Annotated in this window: 16 protein-coding genes; 10 read left to right on the top strand and 6 right to left on the bottom strand. The window is 46.1% G+C overall.

Features of this window, described 5'->3' with window-relative positions:
* Position 1: 1 nt before the first annotated feature.
* Positions 2–457, bottom strand: coding sequence for a (deoxy)nucleoside triphosphate pyrophosphohydrolase (locus K339_RS34585; protein ID WP_051398201.1), 456 nt, complete (start codon positions 455–457; stop codon positions 2–4).
* 200 nt (positions 458–657) lie between these two features.
* On the opposite strand from K339_RS34585, the gene K339_RS0123490 reads away from it, so the two are divergent.
* Positions 658–2,166: a DUF4301 family protein gene (locus tag K339_RS0123490; protein ID WP_028525795.1), complete on the top strand. Its 1,509-nt coding sequence runs from the start codon at positions 658–660 to the stop codon at positions 2,164–2,166.
* Between the two features lie 69 nt (positions 2,167–2,235).
* Here the strand turns inward: K339_RS0123490 and K339_RS0123485 are convergent, their stop codons facing one another.
* A complete protein-coding gene (locus tag K339_RS0123485) occupies positions 2,236–4,722 on the bottom strand; it encodes a T9SS type A sorting domain-containing protein (RefSeq protein WP_169731893.1) in 2,487 nt (828 codons plus the stop codon).
* Positions 4,723–4,864: 142 nt separating this feature from the next.
* Here K339_RS0123485 and K339_RS0123480 point away from each other — a divergent pair, with 142 nt between their 5' ends.
* The gene (locus K339_RS0123480) at positions 4,865–5,575 is read left to right on the top strand and encodes an ATP-binding cassette domain-containing protein (RefSeq protein ID WP_028525793.1); all 711 of its coding nucleotides are present in this window, start codon (positions 4,865–4,867) and stop codon (positions 5,573–5,575) included.
* Positions 5,576–5,654: 79 nt separating this feature from the next.
* Complete coding sequence (locus K339_RS34580; RefSeq protein ID WP_051398200.1) at positions 5,655–6,311, top strand: hypothetical protein; 657 nt, start codon at positions 5,655–5,657, stop codon at positions 6,309–6,311.
* An 88-nt stretch (positions 6,312–6,399) separates the two neighbouring features.
* Here the strand turns inward: K339_RS34580 and K339_RS0123470 are convergent, their stop codons facing one another.
* Positions 6,400–7,647 (bottom strand): bifunctional 3,4-dihydroxy-2-butanone-4-phosphate synthase/GTP cyclohydrolase II, encoded by a 1,248-nt coding sequence (locus K339_RS0123470; RefSeq protein ID WP_028525792.1) that lies wholly within the window; start codon positions 7,645–7,647, stop codon positions 6,400–6,402.
* Between the two features lie 151 nt (positions 7,648–7,798).
* On the opposite strand from K339_RS0123470, the gene K339_RS0123465 reads away from it, so the two are divergent.
* Complete coding sequence (locus K339_RS0123465; protein ID WP_028525791.1) at positions 7,799–9,766, top strand: T9SS C-terminal target domain-containing protein; 1,968 nt, start codon at positions 7,799–7,801, stop codon at positions 9,764–9,766.
* Here the strand turns inward: K339_RS0123465 and K339_RS0123460 are convergent.
* Both K339_RS0123460 and K339_RS0123455 read right to left on the bottom strand, forming a co-directional pair.
* Entirely contained in the window at positions 9,755–10,474 is a 720-nt protein-coding gene (locus tag K339_RS0123460; protein WP_028525790.1) for a LytR/AlgR family response regulator transcription factor, read from the bottom strand. The genes K339_RS0123465 and K339_RS0123460 overlap by 12 nt on opposite strands.
* Positions 10,471–11,559, bottom strand: a complete 1,089-nt coding sequence (locus tag K339_RS0123455; protein ID WP_028525789.1) for a sensor histidine kinase — start codon at positions 11,557–11,559, stop codon at positions 10,471–10,473. Before K339_RS0123455 ends, K339_RS0123460 begins: the two co-directional genes overlap by 4 nt.
* Before the next feature lie 203 nt (positions 11,560–11,762).
* Here K339_RS0123455 and K339_RS34575 point away from each other — a divergent pair, with 203 nt between their 5' ends.
* From K339_RS34575 to K339_RS0123425, 6 genes are all read left to right on the top strand, one after another.
* A complete protein-coding gene (locus K339_RS34575) occupies positions 11,763–13,268 on the top strand; it encodes a CotH kinase family protein (RefSeq protein WP_051398199.1) in 1,506 nt (501 codons plus the stop codon).
* Positions 13,269–13,317: 49 nt separating this feature from the next.
* Positions 13,318–14,808, top strand: coding sequence for a CotH kinase family protein (locus K339_RS0123445; RefSeq protein WP_229598804.1), 1,491 nt, complete (start codon positions 13,318–13,320; stop codon positions 14,806–14,808).
* A 7-nt stretch (positions 14,809–14,815) separates the two neighbouring features.
* Entirely contained in the window at positions 14,816–15,298 is a 483-nt protein-coding gene (locus K339_RS0123440) for a hypothetical protein (protein ID WP_028525787.1), read from the top strand.
* On the top strand, positions 15,246–16,082 hold the full coding sequence (locus K339_RS34570; RefSeq protein WP_084332297.1) for a polyphosphate polymerase domain-containing protein: 837 nt from the start codon (positions 15,246–15,248) through the stop codon (positions 16,080–16,082). The genes K339_RS0123440 and K339_RS34570 overlap by 53 nt, the downstream gene beginning before the upstream one ends.
* Positions 16,051–16,713 carry a DUF4956 domain-containing protein gene (locus K339_RS34565; RefSeq protein WP_051398198.1) on the top strand — a complete coding sequence of 221 codons (663 nt, stop codon included), beginning with the start codon at positions 16,051–16,053 and terminating at the stop codon, positions 16,711–16,713. The genes K339_RS34570 and K339_RS34565 overlap by 32 nt, the downstream gene beginning before the upstream one ends.
* A gap of 208 nt (positions 16,714–16,921) precedes the next feature.
* Entirely contained in the window at positions 16,922–17,581 is a 660-nt protein-coding gene (locus K339_RS0123425; protein ID WP_028525786.1) for a DUF2490 domain-containing protein, read from the top strand.
* A gap of 193 nt (positions 17,582–17,774) precedes the next feature.
* Here K339_RS0123425 and K339_RS0123420 read toward each other — a convergent pair whose 3' ends face one another.
* On the bottom strand, positions 17,775–18,548 hold the full coding sequence (locus K339_RS0123420; RefSeq protein WP_028525785.1) for a type III pantothenate kinase: 774 nt from the start codon (positions 18,546–18,548) through the stop codon (positions 17,775–17,777).
* Between the last annotated feature and the right edge of the window lie 214 nt (positions 18,549–18,762).

The raw sequence follows: 18,762 nt of genomic DNA, 5'->3' as shown, positions 1-18,762 counted from the left end.
GTCAACACTTTAACTTTGTTTTATGGCGACGAAGTTTGCTGACGCCTAAATAGTGAAGAAAAGTCTCAATGACTTCTAAGTCGGCTTCGGCCCAATCTAGTTTGTGAACCTCTTCTAGGCGCACCCATTTATATTGTTGGTGTTCGGTCAAAACGATGGGCGAGGTAAGCATCCGACACACGTAAGGTACAAGGCAGATAATGCGATTGGGGTCTTCTTTGTAAGCAGGTTCAAGGCGTACTCCTACTTCAATCTCCACGCTCAACTCTTCCATAATTTCGCGGTGAAGTGCCTCAATTTCCGTTTCACCTTCATCGACTTTTCCGCCAGGAAATTCCCATTTTAGAGCCAGTGACATCCCTTCCTTGCGCTGGGCCGAAAAAACACACCCATCTTTTTCAAAGATAGCGCAGGGTACTACCACAATTTTTTTTGAACTTTCGGGTGGGATTGCCATACAAAGCCGCTTTTTTATACAAAGTTAGTACGGAAAATCATTTCTAACCGCTTTTTTTATCGAACGGTCGAAGGATTAACAAATATTTTATAGTTTGCATCCCTGAATCTTCCTTATTTTTAGCGCAAAGTCCAAGTTTTTGTAGTCATAATACGATTTTGTATCTCCGAACCTTAAACAGTATAATCTTATTCAAACCCATGTTTACTGAAAAAGACCTCGCCCAAATCGAAAAACAGGGCATTTCGCTTGAAACCATCCAACAGCAGATTTCTCATTTTGAAACGGGTTTCCCTTTTTTGAAAGTTCTTAAGGCCGCTACCGTAGGTGACGGCATCGTGCGCGTAAGTGAAGAAGAAAGTGCCGCTCTTGTCGATGAATTTGATGCACAAGCCAAAAACGTTTCGTTGTTGAAGTTTGTCCCAGCTTCGGGCGCTGCCACGCGGATGTTCAAGTCTCTTTTTGCCTTCAAAGACGACGGAAAAAGCGACAAATCTATCCCTGAATTTAGCGAGCGGATTCGTGATTTTGCTTTTTTTGAAGACCTCAAAACCGCCATGGCCAACGACGGTGTTGACATTGAAACGGCCATTAGCGGTGGCAATTACCAACAAATTGCCGATTATATTTTGAGTGGCAAAGGGCTAGATTATGGCAATCTTCCTAAAGGTTTGTTAAAATTCCACAACTATGAAGAAGGTGCGCGCACGCCCGTAGAAGAGCATTTGGTAGAAGGCGCCAACTACGCCAACGCCAATGGAGTTGTTCGCCTACACTTCACCGTCTCACCTGAGCACCGCAGCCGTTTTGAAGCCCTGATTGAAGCAGTAAGGCCTGCTTTTGAAGAAAAATACAGCGTCACTTATGAAGTGAGCTTTTCAGAACAAAAACCTTCTACGGATACCATTTCGGTGAACATGGACAACACGCCTTTCCGCAACGCCGATGGTAGCTTGTTGTTCCGTCCTGCGGGGCACGGGGCGCTTTTGGCCAACCTCGACGACCAAGACGGTGATGTGGTATTCATCAAAAACATCGACAACGTAGTACCCGATAGTCTCAAAGACACCACTTTTACGTACAAAAAAGTCCTCGGGGCGTTGTTGTTGAAATACCGCCAGCAAATTTTTGATTTCTTGACCCGCATCGAAGCAGGTGAAAACAGCGATAGCCTAATCAGCGAACTGTCGGAGTTTTACGAAACGACGATGTTTACGCAGCCTACCAAAGATTTTTGGATGCTTTCAAACACCGAGAAACTCGCTTATTTTGCCATGAAGCTCGACCGCCCTGTGCGTTTGTGCGGAATGGTGAAAAACGTCGGAGAACCTGGTGGTGGGCCTTTCTGGGCGGCGAATCCCGACGGCACGACCTCCCTCCAAGTGGTAGAATCGGCACAAATTGACATGGATGATGCTGCACAAAAAGCGCTTTTCGATACCGCAACACACTTCAATCCCGTTGATTTGGTATGCTCTCTCCGTGGTTATAAAGGCAAGAAATTTGAGTTGATGAGCTATCGCGACTCCAATACGGGTTTTATTACCCAAAAATCAAAAGACGGAAAAGACCTCAAAGCCCAAGAACTTCCAGGACTTTGGAACGGCTCAATGTCTGACTGGAATACGGTGTTTGTGGAAGTTCCGTTGATTACCTTCAACCCCGTCAAAACTGTCAACGATTTGCTCCGCAAAGAGCATCAAGCGTAAGATTTATTGAAAAAACGCCTTTTTTAGCCCCTTCTGAACGGTTTACTGAGTCAGAAGGGGTTGTTTTTATTATTTCAACAGCTTACGTTCAAGCCATTTATCACCCACTTTTATTCTAAGAAAATACAGCCCAGTTGGTAGAGCTTGGGTATTTATTTCATCTCGGTATCCACCCGTTGTCCACTGACGGCTTTGGAATAAACGCCCTTGGGCATCGACCAACTGCCACTCGGTCGCGGTAGGGATGTCGATGGTTAGCCGTAGTCGATCTGTCAGTGGATTAGGCCCTAGTATGATTTTTTCTTGTTCTTCTTCCATCCCCGTAATCACCACATTGGCCGTTACACTACCCGATACCGTTCCCGTCCCGCACGAGTTACTCACCGAAGTGAGGGTATAAGTCGTTGGTAAAGTAGGCTTGACCGTGACCAAAACGGGGGTTTCGTTGGTCGTCCCCGTCGTATTATCCGACATTATATATGTCCAAGGCGCATCTCCCGTAAATTGAACGACGAGCAGCAACTCATCCCCAGGCTTGAGCGGCGTCGCTACGCCTCCACTCAGTGCGGCCGTAGGGCGGCGTCCTAGCAGAAATGGCGATGTCGGCTGTGACGTAATCGTTGTACTTCCAACCACCGCTACCCGAATTCGGTAACCGTTGGCGTTCGGAATCGCAGGGATATTGGCTAAAATAGGGCTACGGCTTCCCGTCCCGATAATAACAGCATTGGTAAAACTCCCTAAACTGTCCGACAACTGCGCCTGAAATACGGTATTGGCTGGGAGGGTTCCGCCACCAAGCGAAAATTTTACTTCAAATTCTTTTCCACTACAAATACCTGAGGTGATGTTTTCGGTAACTACGCGCGGAATGACCGTCACCGAAGCAATCCCCGAAACAGTACCTTCGCCGCACGAATTTCGAACCGAAGTTAGTTGATATACCGTCGTTTGAGTGGGTTTTACAATTACTTGAGCAGGAGTTACTTCCGAAGTTGCGGTGGTTCCGTCTGACAATACAAGCGACCAAGGGCCATCGCCCGTTAGTGTCACAGGTAGGGTTGCTGATTCACCAAAATTGACCGAAGCAGCACCCGACAATACCGCCGTTGGTCTAACTTTTATTATAAAAGAAGCGCTATTGACCGATGTTGAAGTAACACTAGCGACTACCCGCAAACGATACGCCGCCCCCGCCGCAACGTTGGCAGGAATCGTCGTTGAAATAGGGCTACTCGTCCCCGTTGCAAGCGCACGAGGCGCTGTAAACGAACCCGTTGCATCTGAGAGCTGAACGGTATAAGTAACCGCGCCTTCAAAAGTGCCCGTTACCACAAAAGGTAAACTTATGACACTTCCGACACAAACTGAACCCAAGGCCACGTCGGCTGCACTCACCCGCGGATTGACCTTTACCAGAACAGTACTTGTCGGCGTGGGGGCTGTTCCGCACGCATTACGAACTGATTTAACAGAATAAGTCGTCGTCGTCGTAGGGCTAACCGTCACTAAGGCGGGGGTAGTGTTTACCGTGGCCGTCTGATCATTGGACAAAACGTACGTCCACGGGCCTTCTCCTGTGAAGTCCAACGTAAGTTTTGCACTTTCTCCTACCCCAATCGTCGTGTTACCACTCAATATAACCGTAGGCAAGGCCTGTACCGCAAACACGCCACTACTCACCGAAGAAGCAGAGGCACTGGCGATAACGCGTACTTTGTAGTTTTTGCCTGCTAACAACGAAGCTGGAAAAGTAACTTGCAATGGGCTGGCTGTGCCTGTCCCAATCGCAACGGAATTGGTAAAACTTCCCGTCGAGTCTGATACCTGTGCTGTATAGGTTACAGCAGCCGTTGATTCAAACGTGCCCGTGGTGACAAACGACACCGTGGCCGTCGAGCCTGCACAAACGGAAGTAGATGCAAAAGTAGAGGTAATAATAGGTAAAACGCGTACCCGCGCACTGCCAGCCACTGTACCCGCACCACACACATTACTAACCGACTGAAGTGCATAGGTAGTACTCACAGTAGGTTGTACAATCCCTTTGAGCGGACTTGTGAGCGTAGTACCTGTGTTGGTATTGGTAAATGTATAAGTCCAAGGGCCATTTCCTGTAAAAGCAACCGTCAAGGTTGCCGTGCCACCCAACGTAATCGTGGTATCGCCCGAGAGTGTGGCAGTAGGGCGTCTGAGCATGGTAAAAATAGAAGTTGGCGTTGATGTAACCCCCGTCGTATCCGAAACAACGCGCAAGCGATACTCCCCACCAAGAGCTGTGGCGGGCAAGGTGACCACAATCGGGCTAGTTGCTCCCGATGCCAACGCCGTAGGACTTGTAAACGTCCCGCCCGTTCCTGACAATTGCACCGTGTAAGTACGTCTGGCTGGTGTGGGGATATTGGCTGGTGTAAACGCCACCGACAAAGTGGCCCCAGCACAGGCCGTTGCCCCGCTGACGTCCATTGTGGTAATCGTCGGGGTTTGTGCCCACGTATTCATCCAAGCGATTACTCCTAAAAATAATAAAACCCCAATCCGTTTAAACAATCTCATAAAACGCAAGTCCGTTACATTGTTATACGCCAAAATTGTGCCATTGCAATACAACAATCCCTTCTCTTTGTAGTTTTCTATCAAGCAAATATACAAGACCCTAAACGAGAAATTTGTATTTTCGCCCCAATTCTGAAAAATCATGTCCATTCGGATACAACACCTCACTAAACTATACGGCGCTCAAAAAGCCGTCAACGACATTAGCTTCGACGTAAAGCCTGGAGAAATCATGGGATTTTTAGGGCCTAACGGCGCGGGAAAATCGACGACTATGAAAATCACGACGGGCTACCTCAACGCCACCAGCGGAAGCGTAGAAGTGTGTGGATTTGACGTAGCGAAGCAGTCGATGGAAGTACGCCGCTCGATTGGCTATCTACCTGAACACAACCCGCTTTACACCGAAATGTACATCAAAGAGTTTTTACGTTTTGTGGGGGCTTTATATGGTCTCAAAGGCGAAAAACTGCGCCAGCGGGTGAGTGAAATGGTAGAAATATGTGGACTAGAGCTTGAACAAAACAAAAAAATCGGGCAATTATCCAAAGGCTATCGCCAGCGCGTTGGTTTGGCCCAAGCCCTGATTCACAACCCGCCCGTTTTGATTTTGGACGAAGCCACCACGGGGCTCGACCCCAACCAAATTCTTGAGATTAGGACACTCATTAAAAGCGTTGGAAAAGAAAAAACCGTACTTTTTTCGTCGCACATCATGCAGGAAGTAGAGGCCATTTGCGATCGTGCAGTCATTATCAATCGGGGACAAGTCGTGGCCAATCGTACACTTGCCGATTTACGCAGCGAAGGTAAACCGTTGGAAGAAGTCTTCCGAGAACTTACCACGCAATAGCCCTCCTTTTTTTTCGTTTTTGAAACAGAATTGTTCCTTTGAACGTAATCTCTTTTGAACGTTTTTTATATTTGAGACTATGAGAAAATTATTTTTGGGATTGGTCGTGGCCTCCTTATGGGCATTTGGAGCCGCCGCCCAGACAGCCAACCCCGACGCACCTCCACCACCAGTACGACCCAATAATGATGGCCCCATTAAAGTGTTAGACGCGCCTCCTCGCAAACAGGATCCAGAGCGTCCTCCTTCGGCCTTAGACCGTCTTCGCTTGGGAGGCAGTATTGGCCCACTGTCGTTTGGAACCGTGACCAGCATCGGGGTTTCACCCGTGGCGGGGTATCAAGTTACTAATCGCCTTTCTTTAGGGGGAGGTTTTACGTATCAATACACCCAACTCCGCTATTCTCCTACCCTCAAAAGTAGCTACGACAACTACGGCGGGCGGGTGTTTGGGATGTTTAATGTGTATGAAAGTATCAACTTAAACGCTGAATACGAATCGCTTAATGTCCAATACCGCGACTACAACGCCAGCGGCGTGCGTAAGCGCACTTGGATTAATTCGGCCATGGTCGGAGCTTCGTATTCCACTCCGATTGGCGGGCGTTTTATCAAAGCATTTAACCTGATGTTGTTGTATAACCTAAGTTATAACAGCTTGGTGAACCCTTCATATCCTGCGGAGAACATTTATCCTACTTCGAGTCCATTGGTGATTCGAGCAGTATTGTTCTAACGCTTTCGTTTGAATGTCAATGTCGAATGCAGAGTGTCGAATTTGATTTTTATTCGACACTCTGCACTCTACCCTCGACACTCAAATGCTATTCTTTTACTGCTGCAAACTGCGTAAGACGGTGCCCCATTTTATCGCGCTTTGTTTTCAAATATCCTTCATTGTACTGATTCGCAGGCATTTCGATGGGCACACAATCAATGATTTCTAACCCGTAACCCATCAAACCCACCCGTTTTTTAGGGTTATTTGAAATGAGTTTGATTTTGCTCAATCCCAAATCACGCAAAATCTGTGCTCCTACACCGTAATCGCGCTCGTCCATTTTAAATCCAAGGGCAATATTGGCATCGACCGTATCCAAGCCATTTTCTTGCAATTTATAGGCTTTCAGTTTGTTGATAAGTCCAATGCCACGGCCTTCTTGGTTCATATACACAACCACGCCTTTGCCCGCTCTCTCAACCATCTCCATCGACGCGTGCAATTGCGGCCCGCAGTCGCAACGACATGACCCAAAAATATCGCCCGTCACGCACGATGAGTGAACGCGCACTAATACGGGTTCATCTTTCTCCCACGTACCTTTGATAAGGGCCAAATGCAGTTCATCGGTGTGAATTTGGCGAAACGCAATCATGTCGAAATGCCCCCATTCGGTCGGCATGTCAACGACGATTTCGCGCTTGATAAGGGTTTCTTTTTGAAGACGATATTCTATCAAGTCTTTGATAGACACCAACTTCATATCAAACTTATCGGCCAATTCACGCAATTGCGGCAAGCGAGCCATGGTACCATCTTCATTCAAAATTTCGATCAATACCCCCGCAGGTTTTAAACCCGCCAAACGGGCAAAATCAATGGCAGCTTCGGTATGGCCCGTGCGACGAAGTACGCCGCCAGGCATGGCACGAAGCGGAAAGATATGTCCTGGACGACCTAATTCTTCGGGACGGATGTTAGGGTCCACCAAAGCTTGAATGGTTTTAGAACGGTCGGAAGCAGAAATCCCCGTCGTACAACCATGACCAAGCAAATCGACCGATACCGTAAAAGGTGTCTCGTGCGTAGAAGTATTATCTCCCACCATCATTTTGAGGCCCAATTCCTCGCAGCGCTCCACGGTAAGGGGGGCACACATCAGCCCACGACCTTCTTTTACCATGAAGTTCACCATTTCGGGCGTGGTCATTTCGGCCGCACAAATGAAGTCGCCTTCATTTTCACGGTCTTCATCATCGACCACAATGATGATTTTCCCTGCTCGAATGTCTTCAATCGCCGATTCAATGGTATCGAGCTTGATGGAATTGGTATTATTATTGCTATCCATGTATCAAATAAAAATAGTTTGCGAAAAACAACGTTTTATGTTTACGATTCTGTGTAGTGCGTGTAATTCTTTTCGTAGTAAGTTTGTTAGTAAAACAACCTTTTGCAAAGATACGTTCTTTGGGGAGAAGGAAATCGGAAATCATAAATCTATGAAATCATCTCTTGTACTTTTTTTCTTTTTGGTAAGCCTAGCCGTATTGGGGCAAGATTGGTGTGACCCTGCTCAACGAAACGCTTCGATTGGCAATGGTGGATTCATCGTAAAAGGCTCGTCTGTTGGTTGTCTTTTATTTGATGTCAATGTAGAAAAAACGGTTGGAGAAAATGCCCAATACATTTATGACTACAAAGGTGGTGACCCTACCAAAGCGCCCTATGCAGCTACTGCCACCACATCACATCGTTATACCAAACTTGGCAAATACACCATACTCCAGCTGGTAAGTACGGGGGGCACAGGAGCCATCGCCTGCCGCGTAGTCGAAGCTGTCACAGCGCCTAATTATAAAGTACAAGTCTGTAGCGACCGAAAAGTGGTAGTCACTATCGCCGACGATTCTACCACCAAAGGCTACGAATCTTTTTTGGTTAATTTTGGCGGAGGAGTTTACCTTCCTGTCTCCAAAGCCAACAGCCCTTACATTATTTCCTATGCTTATCCCACTAATGCCAATGCAGCCACGATTTCAGTAACGGGTATTGCACCTGGTAATATTCCGCTTACCTGCAAAAAAGACACCAACGTAATTTTGAATACTTCCACTGCAACGGGCGTATCAATCCGCAAAGTAACCACTCGCCCCGACGGCACGGTGGATGTGCTTGTTAGAGGGAGTGCGGGTATCAAAGCTGACATTCAAATTGATGAAGGTGCCACGGGAACGTTCAGAAACACAGGCCAAAGTGCAACCACCAACGATACCACCACGGTGACGATTCGCGCCATCAACGCCGCACAAAACGCTTACTGTTTCCGCCTAAGTACCAACGATGTTTGCGACAATACCACCACTACCTCCAGCGTGGTCTGTGCCACTAGCTTAGAGGTAGTAGCCCAAAATCAACAAAACGTACTCACTTGGAAAGAATATCCACAGGCGGCCTCATTTCAAAATTACCGCGTCAACCTCAACGGAACCCCTAGCCCAGTGGTCACTAATCGTACCACAACAACCCAAACTGACCGCGGCGTGACCTGCGGAAATCAGTATTGCTATCAAGTCACGGTGACATTGGCGGGAGGCGTTGAATCGGTCTCGCAACTGCGCTGTGTTCAAGCCATTTCAAGCAACATTCCATCAAAAATTACCAGTGCTGTTGCTTCTGTCCTCGAAGATGAACAAAAGGTGGAAGTACGAATTATTAACCCACCCGATTCTGGCGCTAGTCCTTCTCGGTTCAAAACCATTTTTTTACGTGCCGAAAATGGCAGCAATAATTACCAAGAGGTTGGGGTTGCCAATAACCAATTGACATTTATTGACCCCACCGCCAACCCCAATGCGCAGTCGTACTGCTATAAAGTTCAATACGAAAACAGTTGCGGAAATCGCTCCCAACCAAGTGAACCGTTCTGCTCGATTCATTTATACTCCAAAAGTAACTCCTCCGTTGACTGGACGGTTGACTCTCCCTTTTTAGCACCTGTGCGCTTATATCAACTTGAAATCATTGATGAAAATGGGAATCCTAAGTACCAAATTGATTTAAGTGGAAATACGAACTTTGACCCAAGCAGCTATAATCCAGACCAACAGCTCTTCAAATACAGAATTTTGGCTTACCCTGAAGGTATTCCAGGTATTTTGAGTTACTCCAATTACTTTGTTTTTGTAAAAGGAGCTCTCGTTTTTATTCCTGATGCCTTCTCGCCAAACAAAGACAATGTCAACGACTTTTTTGCCGCGCAGGGGCAATTTGTCAACACCTCAAGACTGATTGTCTATAACCGATGGGGCGAAGTGCTTTTTGAATCCGAGGATGCCATAAAAAAAGGGTGGGACGGAATGCTCAATGACCAGCCCGCCCCCGAAGGCTCGTACGTGTATCGTGTCGAAATTAAAGATTTGCTTGGTAAAAACTTTGTTAAAATCGGGACTTTCTTACTAGCTCGGTAGTTTTCGATACTTTTGCTCAAACCCAACTAGGTAGCGGTTTCCAATCGGAATTTCTATCTTGTCGAGGTGTAATTTGGCTTTCTGAACCGCCGTTATCCGCTCAAAAGCTACAATAAAAGAATTATGAACGCGGCCAAATTGCGTTTCGGGCAGTTTTGCCTCCATGGCTTTTAGGTTTAGGCGCGTCAGAATGGGTTTCGGCTGCTGCGTGGTATAAATTTTGACGTAATCTTTGAGCCCTTCCACGTAACTCACTTCATCGAAATAAATCTTAATTTCTTTGTATTCCGAAAAAACAAAGAAAAAACCGCGTTCTATGACCGCTGGTGCCTCCTCTTTCTGTCGTAATTCAAATAATTCTTTGGCCCGAAGTACCGCCTTTTCAAAACGTTGAAACGGAATCGGTTTGAGCAAATAATCCACAACATTGAGTTCAAAACCCTCTAAGGCATACTGCTCATAAGCCGTCGTAAAAATCACCATTGGCGGCTGCGAAAGCCCCCGTAAAAATTGTGTTCCTGTCAACGTAGGCATTTGAATATCCAAAAAAATGAGATCCACCGAATGGGTTTTAAGCCACAAATCGGCATCAACGGCATTTGAAAATGTGGCCTGTAGCTCTAAGTAAGGAAACCGACGAAGGTCATCGGCCAAAATCGCCAAAGCAAACGGCTCGTCGTCAATGGCTATGCAGCGTATTTGCGTCATGGGGCTAGTTCAAGGGATAATTCCACCCGAAATGTAGTGGCGTTGGTATAAATATGCAATTCGTGCCGCTGTGGATAATGCAGGGCTAGGCGGCGTTCCACATTTTTTATCCCCAGTCCCGACTCTCCTTCCTTGGGTAGGTTATTTTCAAAAATGGGGTTTTCGACAAAAAACAACAGGTGGTTTTCTCCCACCCGAAAGCCAATCACGATGTCGCTTTTTTGTTGACTGTGCAAGCCGTATTTAAACGCATTTTCGACAAACGGCAAAAACAACAAAGGCTCAATTTGATACCTTTCAATCGCCCCTTCGTGTACAAACGAAACGGAGTTTTGATCGGTCAGTCGCATTTTTTGGAGGTCAATAAAATGCTCTAAATGCTCAATTTCTTGCGTCAATGGCACGCGTTCGTGGTTGGCCTGATAAATCACGTACCGCAGCAACTGCGACAGTTTCACCACTGCTTCCTCGGCATTGTCCGACTTTTGGCGCGTCAACCAACGAATGTTATTGAGAGTGTTGAACAAAAAATGTGGACTGATTTGAAGTTTCAACACGGCCAATTCAGCCGCTATTTTTTCCAATTGAATCTGCTGTTTTTCTTCCCTTTCACGCAAACGGTCACGCACCAAGGCAATCATCGAGCTTGCCAACGTGACCAAACAAAACGATAAAAAAGCGGTAATTTGAGGAGGCCCGAACGCCCCAAAAGGGGGCCGAACAGACATTCTGCCCGAAGGTGGTGGCATTGGCAGAGGTACTTGCCCAAGCATCGGGGGGCGATTCATTCTCCACCACTGCATCAGCAAATCGTTGGCAACCAAATAAATCAACAATGCCCCTGCCACTGCCCCCACGTATGCAATCACATTCTTTTTAGACAACAAATTGGGGATTAAGCGTTGGAGATTGAGGTAAAAAAAGGCAATCAACAAGACATCACCTGCCAGCTTACTTAGCAAAAAACTGCCAAAATTAGGCGGAAACCACATGTTTGAAAAGGAAAAAAACAGCAACGGAGAGGCGATGTAAACTAACCAGCCTATGAGGTGCAGCCACCCGTTATATCGTTCTAAATACTTCATAAAACCCTTTTCTTAGCTATACATTTTTCTACCCACCTTCGTTGCAATGTGTCTATTTATCAGCGGTTTGTGTAGAGCCTTTGCCAAACTTAACAATTTCTTAACATTCTTCTACACATATCCAGTATTTGTAGGCACATACGGCAAGAGCTGCCACATCTTGCGTTCATTGGCGGTAATCACCTTAAAAACCGCCATAACCGATGAAAAGTACGCCTTATCTTTTTCTGTTCAGCTTACTCTGTTGGATTTCCTTCCAAAGCATAAGCCAAAACAAAGCTTCTACTCCCAAAAAGAAGCCAATCCAGCCCAACTACGAGGTTGTTTTTCCTCAAAATCGGGTCAATACCCTAGAAATTACGCTTACCCAAGCCACTTGGGATAGCATCCAAATAGATATGAAAAAGAAATTTGGAAATGAATTTGGAAAAGGAAGTCGATTTCCAGGACCGATGCCTAAAAATGGGGCTTTTCCTCCTCCCATGGGGGAGGGAAGTCCGATGATGGGCGGAGGTCCTGCTTCTTTTGGCCAAGGCGAGCCCAATTACGTGGCCGCCTCGTTGAAATTTAACGGGAAAACGTGGAATTCGGTAGGTTTTCGACTCAAAGGTAATTCTACCCTGATGATGTCGTGGGGGCAAGGAATTTACAAATTACCTTTCCGTTTATCGTTTGATGAATTTGCGCCTAAAGGGGCTACGAAGCCCTCATTTTACGGCTTTCACGAGTTGTCGATGTCTCCTGCGGCCAACGACCCCTCGCTTTTACACGAAAAAGTAGCTGCCGACTTGTTCCGACAAGCAGGCATCCCCGCCGCCCAAACGGCTTTTTATCGTGTATTTATCAATTTTGGAGAGGGACTAAAATACTGTGGTGTCTATACCATGGTCGAGGTAATCGACGATACGATGGTCAAGCAGCAATTTGGAGAGTCAACGGGTAATATTTACAAACCCGAATCCACGTTTCAGAAGTTTGCACCTGCTCAGTTTGAAAAGAAAAACAACAAGAAAAAAGCGGATTATTCCGACGTTCAAGCGTTCATAAAGGCGCTAAATGATTCTACTCGGCTCACGCAACCTGCTCAGTGGCGAGCCAATTTGGAAGCTACCTTTAATGTTCCTCATTTTTTGAATTACCTAGCAGTCAATAACGTCATCGACAACTGGGATACCTACGGAGCCATGGCGCACAACTTTTACCTGTACAATTCTCCCACTAAAAAATTGACTTGGATTCCGTGGGACAACAACGAGGCACTTTCGAGCCGTGGCGGTGGTGGAATGTTTCCTCCTGCCATGGCGCGCAACGAAAAACGTCCCAGCGAGGGCAGTGTTCCTCCTGAAGGGTTCTTTCCGCCGCCGCCGATGGGAGGCAAAAAAGGTGGATTTGGGGGAAACGTTTCCCTCGACCTCTCGTCCGTCAGCAAGCAATGGCCGTTGATTCGCTACCTCGCCGATGACCCAGTCTATTTTGCGCAGTACAAAAACTACGTCAAAAAGTTTACCCAACATCTATTTACTACTACCCACATGAAAAAGCTATTTGAACGCTATCACCGCCTCATTGCGCCCTACGTGGAAGGCAAGGAAACAAGGCCCTATTCTCAGCTACGGGATGCGGCTAGTTTTAGTAATTCGCTCGAACAACTCAATGAACACGTTGTATCTCAAACGCAAAAAGTAGAAGCGTTTTTACAAAAGCCCTAGCCCTTTTGCAACGTAACTATTTCTTTTAACGTAAACCTCATTGACACCGATGCCTCTAAACTCATATTCTGACACCTTTATGAAAATTGTTCGTTCCACGCTCTTTGTGGTACTTATGGCCTTTTTGGCCACTTCCTGCAAAGACAAGGTGCAGGAAGTCACCCCTGGCGACGGCACTGCCGAAACGACCAACCCCGACTGGACAACCGAGTCGCACAGTGGTGATGGTAGCCCCAATTATGATATTGTATTTCCTCAAAGTCAAGTCAATACCCTAGAAATTACGATGACGGCAGCTGATTGGACGGCCATCAAAACGGATATGCAAACCCTGACGGGTACTGCTTTTGGAACGCGTAGTAGCGGTTCCCAAGGCGGTGGCGGGATACCTGGCGGCAACCCACCCAACGGAGGAAATGGCGGCGGCGGAAATGGAGGTGGCCTTGACTTGATTGGTGGCGATCCTATCTACGTAGCAACTACGTTGAAGTTTAACGGAAAAACTTGGAATAAAGTAGGCATGCGCCTTAAAGGCAACTCTAGCCTTTCATCCATTTGGGGGGCGGGTATTTATAAAATTCCTTTTCGTCTCAAGTTTGATGAATTTGAGGACAAATATCCTGAGATTAACAACCAGCGTTTATACGGTTTTAAAGAATTGTCGATGTCGCCTGCGTATTCTGACAACTCAATGATTCGGGAAAAAGTAGTGGCGGATATTTTCCGAATGGGCGGAGTGGCAGCGGCGCGTACAGCTTTTTACAAAGTATATATCAATTTCGGCGCAGGTGCCAAGTATTGTGGCGTATATACCATGGTGGAAATCATCGACGATACGATGGTTAAAGATCAGTTTGGGGAGAAAAAAGGAAATATTTACAAGCCCGAATCGACCTTTCAGTCGTTTGTTCAATCACAGTTTGAAAAGAAAAACAACGAAACAACCCCTGATTACAGCGATGTTCAGGCGTTTGTAACGGCCCTCAACAGCACCGACCGCACGACCAACGCCGCTCAGTGGCGCGCCAATCTCGAAAAAACTTTCAACGTCGATAACTACTTGAAGTACTTGGCTATCAATAATACCATTGTCAATTGGGATGCGTACGGAGCCATGGCGCACAATTATTACCTCTACAATTCTCCGACTAATAAATTGACGTGGATTCCGTGGGATCACAATATGTCGATGACTAGCTCCGCAACGGGCGGAGGAATGAGCCGTTCCGCCGTGTCATTGGCCATGACGGAAGTGGGAACAGGCTGGCCATTGATTCGCAACGTCGCGGCTGACCCTATCTATTATGCCAAGTACAAACAGTACGTTCGTTCGTTTGCCGACAACGTGTTTACCACCGCCAAAATGAACGAATTATTTGAAAAATACACCACGCTCATTACGCCTTACGTCACAGGGACTGAAAAGGAGGTTGCTCCGTACACCAATCTCACGAGTACGGCAGCCTTTACTTCCTCCTTGGCCGAATTAAAACAACACGTTATTACTCGAAATCAAGCAGTTAATACTTTTCTCAAATAAATAGTATATGTCGAACAATAGCCTCTTTGTTGCCTTATTAAGCATATCTGTTAGTTGGGCGCAAAGCAAAAAAGAAGTAAAAAAGTACGACCTCATTACGGCCACCGAAACCATCACCGAAGTAGTTGATGGAAAGGAAGTTACCCGAAACGATTCGTATAAAAAATTTGACAAAGACGGTAACGTCATCGAGGAAGTTAAGTACGATAATTACGGCAAAGTAGAAGAACGTATCGTACGCCTCTTCGACAAATTTGAAAACAAAACGCAGGAAATCACTTTCGATGCCTCCAATCGACAACTCAAACGAGAGGTCTATAAATACAACGAATTGGGCGAAAAAGTAGAAGAATCAGAATTTAATTCAAAAAATCAACTGGTTAGTCGCTCGGTTTTTACCAACGACCGACGGGGCTTAAAATCGGAAAAGAAAACTTATGACGGCAAAGGCAAACTTACTCAAACTAAAAAGTATCGCTACGACGACTGAGGATTTGTTTGCCCATATCAGGCAACAAGCCAATTCGTTTGAGCCCATTTCACTGGCCGAAATGGACAGCGTAAAGCTCATGAACCGTACCGATGCAAAGTTTTTGATTCCGTTGGAAATGTTTTCGGCTATCCTCACCGATTTACTGCCACATTACCGCATTTTGGAGGTAAACGGCTTGCGGCTGGCTGACTACGAAACGCTGTATTTCGACACGGAATCGTTGCAGCTTTACCACGAACATCAGTCGGGCAGGCTCAACCGCTACAAGATTCGTCAACGCAATTATGTACAATCTAACCTCATTTTTACGGAGGTTAAATTTAAAAATAACAAAGGGCGGACGATTAAGACGCGGGTTCGCCAACAAGTACTTCCAGGCGAAACGATGGACGACAACGTATGTAACTTTTTACAACGCCAAACCCCTTTTGTCGCGACGGATTTACAACCCGTTTTATGGGTGGACTATACGCGTCTGACGCTGGTAAGCAGAACCACCGCTGAACGCCTTACCCTCGACCTGAACCTGACGTTTCGCAACGAGAACAACACCCAGAATTACGCTTCCGTTGTAGTGGCAGAAGTAAAACAAGAATCGCTGAAACACTCATTTTTTTTGGATTTAATGAGAAAATACAAGCTTCGCGAGGGCTCTATTAGTAAATACTGCTTAGGCATTATCAGTCTTTACAGCCACGTAAAGCACAATCGTTTCAAATTAAAACTCAATCATTTACATAAAATAGCGTATGCTTTTTCTCCAAGAACTTACCACGCCTGATACCTTTGAGTGGTTTAATAAACTACCCGAAAAGTTTTTTGTACGTTTGCTCGTCGATGTACTTACTACGACCATCCTTGTACGCTTGATTTATTACCGTATTTACCGTCGAACTGACTTATTTTTGACGTTTTTTGGGTTCAATTTCGTAATTTTCCTCATCACGTACCTTCTCAATAAAGTACAAATGTCGATGGGCGCGGCTTTTGGACTTTTTGCGGTCTTTTCGATGCTACGCTACCGCACCGAAGGGCTGTCGGCCAAAGACATGACATACTTATTTATTGTAATTTCCGTGGGATTGATTTCCGCCATTATCAAAGGAAGCTGGGACGAATTAGGACTTGTTAACGGAATGATTTTATTGGTGGTGTGGCTTTTGGAAGGAAATTTGCTAGTGAAAAGAGAGTTGACTAAAAGCATCCAATACGACCGCATTGAGCTGATTACGCCCGAACGTCAGGAAGAGTTATTGGAAGACTTGCGCGTCCGAACAGGCTTGGCCGTACACCGCGTAGAAGTTCAAACGATGGATTTTTTGAAGGACTCGGCACTTATCATGATTTTTTATTACCAAGGAACGGCGATAAAAAGTCAGGTGACTGTGTCCTCTTTACAAGAAGTAAATTAACTAAACGTGTCAAGGGTTGCTCACAACCCGACCGAAAACGAACAAAGGGTAAACAGCAAGCACTCGTGCCAAGGGTTGCTCACAACCCGACCGAGAACGAACAAAGGGTAAACAGCAAGCACTCGTGTCAAGGGTTGCTCACAACCCGACCGAGGAGGAACCAGGGGCAAGCCTAAACCCGAAATTAAAAACAGGAAACCATCAAAAAATGAAAAAAATAGCAATCGCAGCCTTGTTAGCTTTACCGTTTTTGGGGCAAGCTCAGGCAACGGACATTGGTTTGTGGTCGGGTGTGGGTGTGGAGAAAAAAATCACCAAATCGCTTTCAGTGAGTGTAAATACACAGTTCCGTTTTACCGATAACGTTTCCATCTTACGGGCATATTTGGGGGAAGCTGGCGTGTCGTACAAACTTAACAAGCGCTGGGAAGTAAGCGGATATTACCGTTTTATAGGCCGTCGTAAAAGAAATGACGATAAAACAGGCTACGAATACCGTCCCTATCACCGTTTTTATGCCGATATCGCTTACGACCGTAAAATCTGGAAGTTGAAATTTGATTACCGCTTACGGTACCAAAACCAGTTTATGGACGACGACAGCGGCCTCGAAAACGATAAAAGCTATGTGCGTAACAAATTTGAAGTGTCTTACCCCAATAAATCTCGCTTTACCCCTTACGTTTCTACCGACTTTTTTTATCAGCTAGGGGGCGTTGGTTTTGATCAAATGCGAAACAAAGGGGGGATTGAGTTTGCCATCAACAAACGTAACAAAATTGACCTCTCTGGCTTTACCGATTACCGACTTCAAGGTAGCCAGGAGAATCGTTTTTTGATTGGGGTTTCTTATAAATTAAAACTTTAAGAGGTTGTCCAAAAAGTAACAGGTCACAAAATATTCTTTGGATTCAACCTCATCCCAACCCTTCTCCTTCCATGAGAAGGGCTTAAAAAGTCCCCATCTCCAGAAAGGAGAGGGGGATTTAGGGGGTGAGGTTGAACAGACACCGAAGATAATTTGGTGATACAAGACTTTTGAGACAACCTCTCTACACCCATTAAGAAAGCCCAGATACGCGCTCCCCAATGATGCGCAAGCCATCGAGGGTGAGGCTGCGGTTTACTTCTACAAACTCCCCGTGAAGGGTATCAATAATCGACGAAAGACCACCCGTCGCTAGGGCGATACAGTCGCCGTCGAGCTCCCGCCGAATCCGCGTAATCATTCCGCGTACCAAACTCTCATACCCCAGCAATATCCCCGCCTGAATCGCGTGTGTGGTGTTTTTACCAATGGCCGATTCGGGCAATTTGAGGGGCACTTCGGGGAGCTGGGCCGTGTTTGAAAACAAAGCTTTTACGGCCGTTTTTAGTCCTGGAGCAATGGCCACGCCCAAAATCCGTCCGTCGCCCGAAACTGTCGTAAACGTAAGCGCCGTACCAAAATCCACCACCACCGCATTCCGTCCGTATTTGGTGTAAGCAGCCACCGCATTGGCCACCAAATCGCTCCCTATTTCATGTGGGTGATCAATTTCTACTTTTAGCCCAGGATACACCTCTGGCCCGACGACCACGGGCGGCATCCCAAAAAGGCCCGACAACATGGTGCGCAAAACGGGCGTCAACGGTGGTACGACACTACTCAACACCGTCGTTTGTACGTCCGAAATCAACAAATTTGCCTCTAAAAAATGAAGGCGGAGTTTGGTTTCGTAGTGAGGTGCTCCTTCATCAGTGAGCGAACGTACCCGAAAAATATGCGTCCATTCATCGTTTTGCCATACGCCAAAAACGGTGTCAGTATTGCCTACATCAACGGCTAAAAGCATGATACATTTGAGGTTAGAATGATTGAAATTTGCGAGCGGATTCCATTCAAGAAAGCAGGTAGGGTAAAACGAGTACCCAATATTTACGCTTCTTTTTTCGTTTTATTCTTATTGGTTCTGCCCAAAGAGCCTTTATTTTGTAAATTATTCATTAACCAATGATGACGCTGCCCCTTTTTTTAGAAAAAACAAAACACTGAAAATCAGTCGATTT

The organism is Runella limosa DSM 17973, assembly GCF_000482465.1.
GTDB lineage: Bacteria > Bacteroidota > Bacteroidia > Cytophagales > Spirosomataceae > Runella > Runella limosa.
The sequence above is the reverse complement of the archived record's forward strand: the minus strand, read 5'-3'. Positions and strand labels throughout refer to the sequence as shown.

Coding starts and splice junctions, on each gene's coding strand:
- K339_RS34585 (WP_051398201.1), bottom strand. CDS start 457: ATGGCAATCCCACCCGAAAGTTCAAAAAAAATTGTGGTAGTACCCTGC.
- K339_RS0123465 (WP_028525791.1), top strand. CDS start 7,799: ATGAAATCATCTCTTGTACTTTTTTTCTTTTTGGTAAGCCTAGCCGTA.
- K339_RS0123420 (WP_028525785.1), bottom strand. CDS start 18,548: ATGCTTTTAGCCGTTGATGTAGGCAATACTGACACCGTTTTTGGCGTA.
- K339_RS0123470 (WP_028525792.1), bottom strand. CDS start 7,647: ATGGATAGCAATAATAATACCAATTCCATCAAGCTCGATACCATTGAA.
- K339_RS34575 (WP_051398199.1), top strand. CDS start 11,763: ATGAAAAGTACGCCTTATCTTTTTCTGTTCAGCTTACTCTGTTGGATT.
- K339_RS34565 (WP_051398198.1), top strand. CDS start 16,051: ATGCTTTTTCTCCAAGAACTTACCACGCCTGATACCTTTGAGTGGTTT.
- K339_RS0123455 (WP_028525789.1), bottom strand. CDS start 11,559: ATGAAGTATTTAGAACGATATAACGGGTGGCTGCACCTCATAGGCTGG.
- K339_RS0123445 (WP_229598804.1), top strand. CDS start 13,318: ATGCCTCTAAACTCATATTCTGACACCTTTATGAAAATTGTTCGTTCC.
- K339_RS34570 (WP_084332297.1), top strand. CDS start 15,246: ATGACGGCAAAGGCAAACTTACTCAAACTAAAAAGTATCGCTACGACG.
- K339_RS0123485 (WP_169731893.1), bottom strand. CDS start 4,722: ATGAGATTGTTTAAACGGATTGGGGTTTTATTATTTTTAGGAGTAATC.
- K339_RS0123460 (WP_028525790.1), bottom strand. CDS start 10,474: ATGACGCAAATACGCTGCATAGCCATTGACGACGAGCCGTTTGCTTTG.
- K339_RS34580 (WP_051398200.1), top strand. CDS start 5,655: ATGAGAAAATTATTTTTGGGATTGGTCGTGGCCTCCTTATGGGCATTT.
- K339_RS0123490 (WP_028525795.1), top strand. CDS start 658: ATGTTTACTGAAAAAGACCTCGCCCAAATCGAAAAACAGGGCATTTCG.
- K339_RS0123440 (WP_028525787.1), top strand. CDS start 14,816: ATGTCGAACAATAGCCTCTTTGTTGCCTTATTAAGCATATCTGTTAGT.
- K339_RS0123425 (WP_028525786.1), top strand. CDS start 16,922: ATGAAAAAAATAGCAATCGCAGCCTTGTTAGCTTTACCGTTTTTGGGG.
- K339_RS0123480 (WP_028525793.1), top strand. CDS start 4,865: ATGTCCATTCGGATACAACACCTCACTAAACTATACGGCGCTCAAAAA.